The organism is Flavitalea sp. (assembly GCF_035489435.1).
Taxonomy (GTDB): domain Bacteria; phylum Bacteroidota; class Bacteroidia; order Chitinophagales; family Chitinophagaceae; genus DATHKG01.
On the sequence record NZ_DATHKG010000019.1, the window covers coordinates 1 to 13,200 of the forward strand.

The window sequence follows — 13,200 nt, forward strand, 5'->3', positions numbered from 1 at the left end:
CAGCTTTGTTAGGGTTTCTTCAAGTGCTGGTTGCAGTATCGCCCTGATCGGCTTCAGTAACTTCGACCACGGTACGAAGGCCGCTCAAAGGCACAATCCCGCTCCCAACTAGCTCATCCACTTGGGGGAATATCATACTAGTCATAACAATTCCTACCAGTCCGCTATAGCAGGTTTTGTTGTCCCATCATTCAATCAACATTAAATCTTGTGAATAAGCCAATGACTTATTGGGTCATAAATTACAAATGAGCTGATATTCGTTTTGCAATTCCCTTCCTGATCTAATATACAAACCGATCTGACATTCGATTGGGAGATAACGCAGCCACCCGCAAAAACTGCCACTTGCAAACGCAGCCCCCGATAACGCTGCCACGCGTAAAAGCTGCAATCGCAAACGCTAAATCACGGCCACCTGCAAACGCTGAATCACTACTGCGCTGAATCATTGCCAGGCTGTAGCGAGCAATCGATGCAATACCCATCGTTATTTTTTCCTTGGCCCTATGGGGAATATTATTAATGCACTGGAACCAGATTGCTTGCGAATTGCAGATTGCTTGCGAGTTGCAGATTGCTTGCGAATTAGATGAAAAGAATTTAAACGCAGTGATGCAAAACCGAAATTTCGGTAGCTAAGATTGGTTAAGATGTTGCAAACGGATTTTTGGAAAGCGTTTTTCCGATAACCAGGTAACTGGCAACTGTAATTCAGAGAACGGCAACACAGCAATGTCATTTCAATTTCTGCAATGCCGATAATGTCAAAGCAGGCTATTGCAATAAGCGAATGTTGAATTTTGTTGTACAAGTCGCATATCCCTTAAGTGAACGAGATTAGAACGTGCAGGATGGGCCTGAGGTTGGTTTGATTGCCACCTTCGATTCCTGCTCGGAGTTACCGAAGCCGATCAGGGCCAAACAACCCCTAGCACAACATGAATACCTAAAAAAGCCGATCAGGGAACAAAAGCCGATCGGAGACAACAGCAGAGAACGGCATGAACAATGGTATTAACCAGGAATCACAGTGGCAAATCAAACCAACCGAAAGGTCCATCCGGCGAAGGGAAGAACCGAGTGAACGCCATGAACGTGCAACATCAACATCTAGCCAATAAGGCAACCAGCACTACAAGCATACCAAACAAAGCCGATCAGGGAACAAAAAGCCGATCGGAGACAATCCCGCACGTGCGGGACATGAACAAAGGCATTAACCCGGAATCACAGTGGCAAATCAAGCCAACCGAAAGGCCCATCCGGCGAAGCGAATAACCGAGTGAACGCCATGAACGTACATAATCAACAAATCCCAAAATGATGAACCACCACTTGAAGGAAATGCGAAAATTGGAAATAAGAAAATTATTGAGCTGATCCTATAAATTTCTATACATTGAGGTCATGATAAAACGATTATCATTTTTTCTTTTTGCCATTTTATCCGGACAAGTATATGGGCAGGAAAGGCCGGAACTTGCCTTAAATCAAACAGGTTATTATCCCAATGCCCCTAAGATTGTAGTGCTGATTACTGATCACGCGGTTTCGGGCTTTGATATTATTAATGCTAAAACAAAGGATATTGTTTTCAGTGGTAAGCCCTCCGGTTTAAAACAATCAAACAATTCTTCTCTTAAGACACAGGTGGCTGATTTTTCTTCAATTTCGACTCCGGGTAAATATATATATTCTGATGGCCGTGAAGGAATCTCTCATGAATTTTATATTGCTCCAAAAGTCCAAAGCAATCTAGCTGTTGCTTCGCTGAAAGCATTTTATTTTCAACGGGTGTCGATGCCGTTAACAGCAGAATATGCAGGTCAATGGACAAGGCCGGCTGGTCACCCTGATACAAAAGTGGTTATTCATCCTTCAGCAATAAATAAACAGGGGAGATCCGATAGCATTATATCTTCTTCCGGGGGATGGTACGATGCCGGCGATTACAATAAGTATATTGTTAATTCCGGAATCACGATGGGTACGCTCTTGTCGGCCTATGAAGATTTCCCTTTTTATTTTGATACGCTCAGGGTTGGTATTCCCGGGAATGGAAATCGTTTGCCGGATCTGTTGGATGAGGTATTGTATAATCTCCGATGGATGATGACTATGCAGGATCCGGACGATGGAGGCGTTTATCATAAATGTACAAATGCGGCCTTTGATGGCACGGTGATGCCTGGTGTTACAAAACTAACTCGTTATGTTGTCCAAAAGAGTACGGCTGCAACTTTAGACTTTACCGCGGTGATGGCACAGGCCGGGCGGATTTTTAAAAAATTTGATAAACAGTTCCCGGGTCTGAGTGATAGTTGCGTGAAGGCCGCAAAAAAGTCATGGAACTGGTCGCTTAAAAATCCGTCTTTGTTATACAACCAGGATTCTATGAATCTGCTTTATTTGCCAAAAGTTACTACCGGCGCATACGGAGACCGCATGCTGGAAGACGAATGGTTCTGGGCATCAACTGAATTGTATCTCACCACGGGTGAAGCTGAATATGAATCAAAAATGAAAACCGGCCTGGAAGCCGGTTATAGCCTTCCTACCTGGGCAAGGGTTCATTTGCTCGGCATTTATTCGATCCTGCGTCTTGATAAAAACACTGATCGGGTTAACGCCGCGAAAATGAAATTACTCAAGTTAACTGATGAATACCTTTCAACCATACCATCAAATGCATTCCTAACGGTTATGGGTAGCCGGAAATCTGATTTCAACTGGGGATCAAATTCAAATGCTGCTAACCAGGGAATTCTTATGATTAATGCATGGAAACTGACCGGAGATATTAAATACGCCAATGCAGCCTTGACAAACCTCGACTATATCTGCGGCCGGAATGCAACCGGCTATCATTTTGTAACGGGATTTGGAAAGCGTTCACCCAAACATCCTCATCACCGGCCTTCTGAAGCCGATGCCGTGGCTGAACCTATTCCAGGCTTACTGGTCGGCGGACCTAACCCAGGTATGCAGGACAAATGCAATTATCCTTTTAAAGAGCCTGAGACCGCCTATGTAGATGATTATTGCTCTTATGCCAGCAATGAAATAGCGATTAACTGGAATGCCCCATTGGTTTATCTTGCCAATGCAATCGAAGCAATACAGTATAAAACAGGTTATAGTAAACTGCCTCAAAAAAAGTAACTATTATGGTAATTGATAAACTACAATTGTTTCTAACGGCATCGTTTTTTGCACTTGTTAACTTTGCCCCGGTCGGCCCGGAAATGTCGAATAGAACGGAAATGACTGCCCCGTACTTTAGATCTGTGTCGCCGGGAATACTGAGTGGAGCAAAAGCGAATATGTCTTATGTGGAACCTGTTTCAAACAGATCTCCTGAGCTTAAATTCCGGAAACATATTGTTTCGTCCGAAGCTTATGAAACAGCAGCAGTGTTTGACGTTGATCATGATGGAAATCCTGATATAGTTTCTGGTGCTTACTGGTATGCCGGACCGGCATTTACAGTAAAAAATAAAATTGGTGAAGTCAGGAAACAGGGCGAGTTCTATGATGATTTTTCTACCATCCCCATTGATGTAAATGGTGATGGTTATCTCGATTTTGTTACCGGTGGTTGGTGGGGTAATACCGTCCGCTGGCGTGAGAACCCAAAAGGAAAAAAAGTTGAGTGGCCTGAACATGTTATTGCAGAATGTGGCAATGTTGAAACCACCCGTGCATGGGATGTCGACAAAGATGGAACAATTGAGATTATTCCCAATAATCCCAACCGGCCCCTTTTATGTTTCAGGCTAAACAAGGCTACCGGTACCTTCGACAAATATGTGCTGCATGAAAAACAAGGACATGGCTTTGGCTTCGGGGACATTAACGGTGATGGGAGGGGAGACTTTATATTGCCGGATGGATGGCTTGAGGCCCCGGTTGACCCCTGGAAAGATAAATGGTCGTTTCATCCCGAATTTCGGTTAGGCGAGACCGGTATACCTGTAATTGTTGCCGACCTTAACAAAGACGGCAAAAATGATTTGATTGTGGGACAGGGCCATGGATACGGGCTAGACTGGTACGAACAACAGTTAAACAAAACGGATAATACCAGGAGCTGGGTAAAACATAGCATTGATTCAAAAAACTCCCAGTTTCATACTCTTATGTGGGAAGACATCGATAATGATGGTAAACCGGAACTAATTACAGGCAAGCGCTATCGGGCGCATGATGATAAGGACGAGGGAGCTGCTGATGATTATGGATTGTATTATTATAAGTGGAATGGAAAATCCTTTGATAAAAATACAATCGTCTTTGGCCCCAAGGGGACCGGCAAAGGCACAGGTAACTACTTCGCTATTACTGACCTGGACAAGTCTGGCAAAAAAGACTTAGTCGTTGGGGGAAAGGATGGGCTTTGGATTTTCTATTCTGAATAAGGGTCGGGATTATGAGTTATGAGTTATGAGTTATGAGTGAGTTGTCGAGTGATGAGTGGAATACAGTAAACTCATAACTCATAACTCATCACTCATAACTATATTAAGGCGTCAAACAAAATCTCAACCGGGTGCAACGCCCTGCGTCCCGTCCCGTCTTTTACCTGGTGACGGCAACTTGTGCCGGGTGCAGCAATAATAACATCTTGTTCTTGTTTCCTGACTGCTGGAAATAAAACCAGTTCACCAATTTTCATAGAGAGGTCATAATGTTCTTTTTCATAACCAAAGGATCCGGCCATGCCGCAGCAACCTGAGGGTATAGTCTCCACAATATAATTTTCAGGGAGAGATAACAATTTTACTGAAGATGTTACACCAGACAATGCCTTTTGTTGACAATGCCCATGTAAGATAACTTTGCGTGATTCCTTTGAAAACTGTGAGCTGTTGATGTTACCTTTGTCAATTTCCATAGCGATAAACTCATCAATCATGAATGAACTTAACTTCAGTTTCCGCGCATCATCCAGCAACGATTCGTCTGCAAGATCCATGTATTCATCCCTGAAAGTCAGTATTGCCGAGGGTTCCACGCCAACCAGGGGATGATCCGTTGATACCAGCGGTGCAAGCATACGGACGTTTTTTTCGGCAATTGTTTTTGCTTTACGTATCAAACCTTTTGAAAGCCAGGTGCGACCACTCTCTATATGATCCGGGATAATTACATCGTATCCAAGTTTCTCCAGCAGCTGAATTGCTTTAATACCAATAGACGTGTCATTGAAATTGGTAAACTCATCGCAGAAAAAATATACTGTTTTATCGGAGATCTCCGTCTTAACCCTCTGATCTTTTTTCTTAACTCTTTGATGTTTTTTGTACCAACTTCTTAAAGTTGTTTTTTCCAGTGTAGGCATCGATCTTTCAACCGCAAAACCTGAAATTCTTTTTATTAGTTTGCCTACAACACTGTTTGTAACAGCAAAGTTATATAAGCCGGGAACTATGGCGCCTAAGGAAGAGGAGCTTGTAAAGTTTGCAATCAGTTTCGATCTGAATGGAACACCATTGGCATCGTAATAGTGCTGTTGAAACTCTGCCTTTAGTTTTGCGACATCCACATTGGAAGGACACTCAGACTTACATCCCTTGCAACTGAGACAGAGATCCATCACCTCCTTTATTTCAGGATGATCAAAACGATTAATCTTTGTGGAGTTCGTTAGAAATTCCCGGAGGATATTTGCCCTGGCTCTTGTGGTGTCCTTTTCATTACGTGTAGCCATAAACGAAGGACACATAGTGCCGCCTGACAATTCCGTTTTACGGCAATCGCCTGAACCATTACATTGTTCAGCATGTTGTAGAATATTCTGGTTGTTGAACCGGAATATTGTTTTCAAAGGAGGTATTCGCTGCCCTGGTGTATAGCGCAGCATCGTATTCATTGGTGGTGTATCAACAATTTTATTCGGGTTGAATATCCCCTGCGGGTCCCAACATTTTTTAACCTCTTGTAATAACTTATAGTTTTTGTCACCAACCATTTGCCTGATGAACTCACCACGTAATCTGCCATCCCCATGTTCTCCACTAAGTGAACCCTGGTATTTTTTTACCAGTGTTGCAATCTCTTCAGCGATTGCACGAAACAACCTATTGCCTTCTTCTGTTTTAAGATTGATAATTGGTCTTAAATGTATTTCCCCTGAACCAGCATGCGCATAGTGTACAGAGTACAGATCATACTTCTTAAGTATTATATTAAAGTCACGGATATAGGCGGGGAGATCATTTACATCAACCGCAGTATCTTCGATTACCGGGACGGCTTTTTCATCACCAGGCAGGTTACTTAATAATCCAAGACCGGCTTTCCGCAGCGTCCAGATTTTTTTAGTGTCAGCCCCGAACAATAATGGAAAGTGATAGCCCAGTCCCTGCGCACGCATTGAATTCTCAACTTCTGCGGCAATGGCTATAATTTCTTCCCTGTTGGATCTGCAAAATTCAATAACAAGTATGGCACCCGGATCACCTTTTACAAAAAAACGGTTTTTGCTTTGTTCAAGATTGTCTTTTGTGCACTCCAGTATATAATGGTCAATAAGTTCACTGGCGCTGGGTTTATAATGCAGTGCGATAAGGTTAGCGCGAAGTGACTCGTCAATGGTATTGAAGTGGACGCAAAGAAGACCAGTTTCTTTGGGAGGTAGCGGAACCAGGTTTAATTTGATCTCAGTAATGAAAGCGAGGGTACCTTCAGAACCTGCGATCAGTGAGCAAAAATTAAATGGTGCACCGCCGGCTGTAAAAGGTGCCATTTCAACCAACATATCTACAGCATAACCTGTGTTGCGACGCTCTATGGATGGCTTTGGGAACTCCCTTCGTATTTCCTGTTGATTTTCGTAATTACCTAAGAGGGAGCGGATAGAACGATAGATCCCTGACTCAAAACTATTGCCTTCGCATTTCTCATAAAATTCGTCAAGATTGCTTGCTTCGAAAACAGTTTCCGTTCCATCACTAAGAATTGCATTCACTGAGATCAGATGTTCACGTGTACTGCCATATACAACTGAATTGGAGCCACAGGAATTGTTGCCAACCATGCCACCGATCATAGCCCTGTTTGCAGTGGAGGTTTCCGGTCCAAAAAACAATCCGTAAGGTTTGAGAAAAAGATTGAGCTCATCCCTGATAACTCCCGGCTGTACACGGACCCATTTTTGCGCAGGGTTTATTTCGATAATACTGGTGAAGTGTTTTGATACGTCGACAATGATCCCGCTGCCAACTACCTGGCCGGCCAGTGAAGTGCCGGCCGTTCGTGGTATAATGGAAGTCTTTTCCCTTCCTGCAAAGGCAATCAGTTTTTTAAGATCACCGGTTGTTTTTGGAATTGCAACAGCCAGCGGTTTTTCGCGATAGGCCGATGCATCGGTTGCGTAAAGAATTCGCATCGTTTCGTCATCATATAACTCTCCATCCAGTTCGCGCGCAAGGGCACGCAATTTATCATGCATCAGTCGGTTGATTTAACTCTTAAATACAACGCAATTTACTGATTTATTTGCCAGCCTTAAGCTGCAACGAACGGTAAGATTTTGATTTCTGATGGCGAATTGCAGGATTTTGATTTCTGATGGCGAATGCAGATTTTTATTTCCGAAGGTTAATGAAGATTTTGATTTATGATGGCGAATGGCAAGATTTATATTTATGATGTAAAAAACTATATAATTCGTTAGCTAAAACCCCGGGAGATCAGGAAAATCTAAAGGTCTGCGTTCTGATCTGATGGTCTGTTTTGTAATCTAAAGATCTGCGTTCTGATTTAAAAGTCTGTGCTATGATCTAAAGGTCTGCGTTGATCTGATGGTCTGTGTTGTGATCTAAAAGTCTGTTTTGTAATCTAAAAGTCTGTGCTATGATCTAAAGGTCTGCGCTTTGATGAATTTTTTTATCGTTGAACCACAGATTTACAATAGAAGATGTCATTGTTGCCAGCTCTTCAAAAGCAACAGGTTTTCGAAGGAAACAACTTGCACCCATCTCATAGGACGCTTCGCGGTCCTTTTCAAGTGTAGAAGTAGTTAATACAATCACCGGAATGGCCTTCCAGTTCCTGTTTGCTTTCAATTCCTTAAGAACCTGCAAGCCCATCATACCGGGCATATTGAGATCCAATAATATCAAAGAAGGGTATTGTTCCCGCGGTAATGTGTTGAGTGATTCGATTAACTGATCTCCATTTTCGATGAAAACATAATCAATATTGAAATTATTTTCTATAAAGGCATCTAAAATTATCTGCCGGTCGTCCGGATCATCATCAACTATGAAAATTATATTTTTCTGATTCTTCATACAATTTTTTTGTTTTACGGGCATATTACATGGAACCCACTCCATATGGTCATGAAAGCATTCAAATCTCTCATCGGTTTTATTAATCCAATTTTAATCGACAATAAATCAATTATCAAACCAGTTCTTTCAGCTCAACCTAAAAAATGGTTGTAGATTAATTTCTACATCAAATATCCTTAATTTCCGAGAATAACATCTAAGATTAAACACTTAGCCTTCCGAGCTGGTAATTAACGGTTTATATAAGTAGTTTTGGGGTTTATGGGAACTAAATAACGGCCATATATAAATATTTAATAAATCGAAAAAGCACGAAAACTTTCTTAGTTTTTGTTCATTTCCCCTAAAAAACCCAATTGTTTATGGAAGGAATTTATTCCCGATGGCTTTGAATCCTAATTTAAAATGGTTTTAAATGCTGCTGTTGTTTTCATTATTCCGTGCATTCTAAGTCTGAACAGTCGATTATCCAGTAGCTTTCCCACGGGGAGCAAAATCGGCTTTTTGTCACAATACCGTCATCACCGAACCCCAATAACATATATATAGTTAATTTTATTAAATAAAAAAACCAGGCTTCTTTTGGAAGACCTGGTTGTATTTACAATGAACAATTACGCGTGTTTATCAGGATAGAACCTCTTAAGCACTGCAGGTTACGCAACCTTCTTCCATGGTGCAAACGGCGCCGGTTACAATTTCTGCTTCAACTGGCTGACCCAAAGATTGCTGGTTTATCATCGGTTCAACCATTTTACCACCTTGTTTTTCAACCGTGAACTGAACCGCCTGGCTGGCCGCTTTGGATCTGAGATAGTACATTCCTGTTTTCAGTCCGCTCTTCCATGCGTAGAAATGCATTGAAGTAAGTTTGCTGCCCGAAGGTGAATCAACGAAAAGATTTAATGATTGTGACTGGCAGATAAATGCTCCGCGGTCAGCTGCCATATCAATGATGTTACGTTGTTTGATTTCCCAAACTGTTTTATAAATCTCCTTGATATTTTCCGGTACACCATCAATTCCCTGCACAGATCCATTGTTAGTCAATATGCGGTTCTTCATATCATCGTTCCACATATTAAGTTCAACAAGATCTTTAAGAAGATGTTTATTCACTACCACAAACTCACCGCTCAATACGCGGCGAACATAGATATTAGAAGTATAAGGTTCAAAACATTCATTGTTCCCCAGTATCTGCGAAGTAGATGCTGTGGGCATTGGTGCAATAAGCAATGAATTTCTCACACCATGTTTAATCACTTCAGCTTTCAAAGTGTACCAATCCCAACGAAGCGTTGGTTCAACGTTCCACATATCGAACTGGAAGACGCCTTTTGATACAGGAGAACCTGGGAAAGATTCATAGTAACCTTCCAGCTTTGCGAGGTCCTTCGATGCAGTCATTGCTGCAAAATATATTGTTTCAAAAATCTCCTTGTTCAGTGCTTTTGCTTTATCGCTTTCAAAAGGCAGGCGAAGAAGAATGAACACGTCCGCGAGGCCTTGTACTCCAAGACCTATCGGGCGATGTCTCACATTTGAGTTTCTTGCTTCTTCAATAGGGTAATAATTATTATCGATGATCTTGTTCAGGTTTTTTGTCACCTGGTAGGCTACTTCATATAATTTGTCGTGGTTGAACTTGCCATCAATAACAAATCTTGGAAGTGCAAGTGATGCCAGGTTACAAACAGCAACCTCATCCGGTGACGTATACTCCATGATTTCTGTGCAAAGGTTGGAACTTTTTATAGTACCCAGATTTTGCTGGTTGCTCTTCCTGTTTGCCGCATCTTTATAAAGCATGTAAGGCGTACCGGTTTCAATCTGTGCATCAAGTATTGCGAACCATAGATCCTGTGCCTTGATTGTTTTTCTTGCACGGCCTTCTTTTTCATAACGCTCATAAAGCGCGTCAAATTCTTCGCCCCAGCAATCCTGCAATCCGGGTGCTTCATGGGGGCAGAACAAGCTCCATTGCCCATCTGCTTCAACACGTCTCATGAACAGGTCACAGATCCATAATGCATAAAACAAATCGCGTGCGCGCATTTCTTCTTTGCCATGATTTTTTCTAAGATCAAGGAATGCGAATACATCCGCATGCCATGGTTCGAGATAAACCGCAAAGGCACCTTTACGTTTTCCACCGCCCTGGTCAACATAACGGGCAGTATCATTAAACACACGCAACATTGGAATGATACCGTTGCTGGTACCATTGGTTCCTCCTATATAACTTCCGGTTGCACGTATGCCATGAATAGCGAGACCGATACCACCGGCACTTTGGGAGATCTTTGCAGTTTGCTTCAGCGTATCATAGATCCCATCAATGCTATCTTCCTTCATAGTGAGCAAAAAACAACTGCTCATCTGTGGTTTAGGTGTTCCGGCATTAAACAGGGTAGGAGTAGCATGTGTGAACCAGCGTTCGCTCATCATATGATAAGTGTTGATCACACTTTCAATATCCGTTTTATGTATTCCAATTGCAACACGCATGTACATGTGCTGCGGGCGTTCTACTACCTTACCATCAACTTTTAACAGGTATGATTTTTCAAGTGTTTTAAACCCAAAATAATCGAACCCGTAATCACGGTCATAGATGATGGTGCTGTCCAGCAGTTCTGCATGCTCCTGCACGATATCCCAAACATCATCTGATAATAGCGGTGCTTTTTTGTTTGCTTTTTTATCCACGCATTCATATAACAAATGCATGGTCTTAGAGAAACTCTTGATCGTATTTTTATGCAGATTGCTTACAGCTATCCGGCTTGCGAGTTGTGCAAAGTCGGGATGTTTCACTGTCAGCGAAGCAGCAGTTTCAGCTGCCAGGTTATCCAATTCAGTAGTTGTTACTCCATCAAACAATCCTTCAATCACTTTTTTCGCAACGTCTATCGAATTGACAAATCTCCTGTCAAGTCCATAGCAAAGTTTTTCAATCCTGGCTGTAATTTTGTCAAATTTTACAGATTCTTTTTTACCGTTTCTTTTTATTACCTGCATATCGTTAACATTTAATGGGTATAGTATATATCGTGTCCGTGGTTAGTAGGAACAGCAAATCATCTTTAATTAAAAGCAGATCTTTCGAAATTAAAAGTCATCCTCAAGGCTGAAGGTCTGCGAGTCTTTATTGCCTGTCATCACGCCGGACTTCTGGTAATCTCCAACTCGTTTTTCGAAGAAGTTCGTTTTACCTTCAAGCGAAATCATTTCCATGAAATCAAAAGGATTGGTAGCATTGAACATCTTATCATAACCAAGCTCATTAAGCCAGCGGTCAGCTACGAATTCAATATATTGCTGCATCAGCTTTGCATTCATGCCTATCAGCGCTGCAGGTAAAGCTTCAGTAATAAATTCCTTTTCGATCATAACTGCGTCGGCAATGATCTTATGCACAGCTTCCTGGGAAAGCTTATTATTAAGCATACTATATAACAGGCAGGCAAACTCACAATGCAGGCCCTCGTCGCGACTGATCAGCTCATTGCTGAATGTAAGCCCGGGCATAAGTCCCCTTTTTTTCATCCAGAAAATTGAACAAAAGCTTCCGCTGAAGAAGATTCCTTCTACCGCTGCAAAGGCCACAAGGCGTTCTGCAAAATTTCCCTGGTTGATCCACCGCAATGCCCATTCAGCTTTTTTCTTTACTGCGGGAACAGTATCGATCGCATGAAATAAACGAGTCTTTTCCTTTGGATCCTTAATATAGGTGTCAATTAATAAGGCATAGGTTTCAGAATGGATGTTTTCCATCATGATCTGGAATCCATAAAAACATCTTGCTTCAGGTAACTGCACTTCGCTCATGAAGTTTACAGCCAGGTTTTCATTTACAATTCCATCACTGGCAGCAAAAAAAGCCAGCACATGTGAAATAAAATGCCTTTCTCCATCGTTTAAGGATGACCAGTCTTTCATATCACCACTGAGGTCAATTTCCTCGGCAGTCCAGAAACTGGCTTCGTGTTTTTTATACATTTCCCAAACCCTGGGATAATTTATCGGAAGGATAACAAAACGATCCTTATTTTCTCTTAACAACAATTCAGTTTCCATCGCAAGTATATTTAGTAGATGACAATTTTATTTGCCTGCCGGCAGTCACAATAAGGAGGCATCAATAAAAGAATAACCGGTTGAAATAAAAATTCCAGCCACTATTGCCTTTCCTCCGAAAGCGGACAGTGTTTGTCAACTGGCAGGTCTTCTGGCTTACTCCGCTGTTCATTACCTTCCCATCCTATTATCGACAGTGGTATGTAGTTTGAACAGCCCGGCACAACTGGCGCCAGGGAGTTTACAGCTACGGGGATAGCACCGGATTTGCACCGGTTTCCCTTTTAATGCCGTACGTACGGCACCAAATGACAGCATCAAAAATAGGAAACGCGCTAGTCTCCGGAAGATTTGAATATCCCCACCGTGTTGATAACTGTTCCACGTCGGAAAAAGGGCTTGCTGTATCTGCAATTTCGCATGAAACCCTTAACTGGCGACACTTTCACTAAACATAGCTTACGGGTTCAGTGTCCCTGTTTTACACTGCTTATTAAACAATTCAACATGGCTTTTGGGCAGTTTCGGGATTCCTAAATAGCTTTCAGGACACTGCCGTGGAGTCGGCATTGGTTAGGGAAACATTTAATAATATGATAACATTCAATGCTGGAGGCATATTAAAAAACTGCAATATGTAATGTTCATAACTCAACTCACACTCTCATAACTCCACTCACCACTCACCACTTTTATATAACTTCTTTCACCGAGCTCAATCATGCTGCTTGGTTTGTTAATTTAGCGAGTTTTTTTTCTAAGGTAGCTATTTGTTGTTTCCGTTGTTTTTCTTTGTATTCATCCATGTTGACGG

At 42.0% G+C, this 13,200-nt stretch carries 7 protein-coding genes and 1 riboswitch; of the genes, 3 read left to right on the plus strand and 4 right to left on the minus strand.

From position 1 onward, the window contains the following. Positions 1–1,011: 1,011 nt before the first annotated feature. The 3 genes from VK664_RS02675 (at position 1,012) to VK664_RS02685 (ending at position 4,421) form a co-directional block, all read left to right on the plus strand. Entirely contained in the window at positions 1,012–1,281 is a 270-nt protein-coding gene (locus tag VK664_RS02675; protein WP_461397057.1) for a hypothetical protein, read from the plus strand. 129 nt (positions 1,282–1,410) lie between these two features. Beyond that, entirely contained in the window at positions 1,411–3,165 is a 1,755-nt protein-coding gene (locus VK664_RS02680; protein WP_461397058.1) for a glycoside hydrolase family 9 protein, read from the plus strand. Between the two features lie 5 nt (positions 3,166–3,170). Next, on the plus strand, positions 3,171–4,421 hold the full coding sequence (locus VK664_RS02685; protein ID WP_461397059.1) for an FG-GAP repeat domain-containing protein: 1,251 nt from the start codon (positions 3,171–3,173) through the stop codon (positions 4,419–4,421). 98 nt (positions 4,422–4,519) lie between these two features. Here VK664_RS02685 and VK664_RS02690 read toward each other — a convergent pair whose 3' ends face one another. The 4 genes from VK664_RS02690 to VK664_RS02705 all read right to left on the minus strand — a co-directional run bounded on the left by VK664_RS02690 (position 4,520) and on the right by VK664_RS02705 (position 12,386). Beyond that, complete coding sequence (locus VK664_RS02690; protein WP_461397060.1) at positions 4,520–7,456, minus strand: FAD-binding and (Fe-S)-binding domain-containing protein; 2,937 nt, start codon at positions 7,454–7,456, stop codon at positions 4,520–4,522. A gap of 409 nt (positions 7,457–7,865) precedes the next feature. Continuing rightward, on the minus strand, positions 7,866–8,300 hold the full coding sequence (locus VK664_RS02695; protein ID WP_461397061.1) for a response regulator: 435 nt from the start codon (positions 8,298–8,300) through the stop codon (positions 7,866–7,868). 645 nt (positions 8,301–8,945) lie between these two features. After that, complete coding sequence (locus tag VK664_RS02700) at positions 8,946–11,327, minus strand: ribonucleoside-diphosphate reductase subunit alpha (RefSeq protein WP_461397062.1); 2,382 nt, start codon at positions 11,325–11,327, stop codon at positions 8,946–8,948. Between the two features lie 90 nt (positions 11,328–11,417). Beyond that, a complete protein-coding gene (locus tag VK664_RS02705) occupies positions 11,418–12,386 on the minus strand; it encodes a ribonucleoside-diphosphate reductase small subunit (RefSeq protein ID WP_461397063.1) in 969 nt (322 codons plus the stop codon). Between the two features lie 124 nt (positions 12,387–12,510). Beyond that, positions 12,511–12,710: riboswitch (cobalamin riboswitch) on the minus strand. Positions 12,711–13,200: the final 490 nt, after the last annotated feature.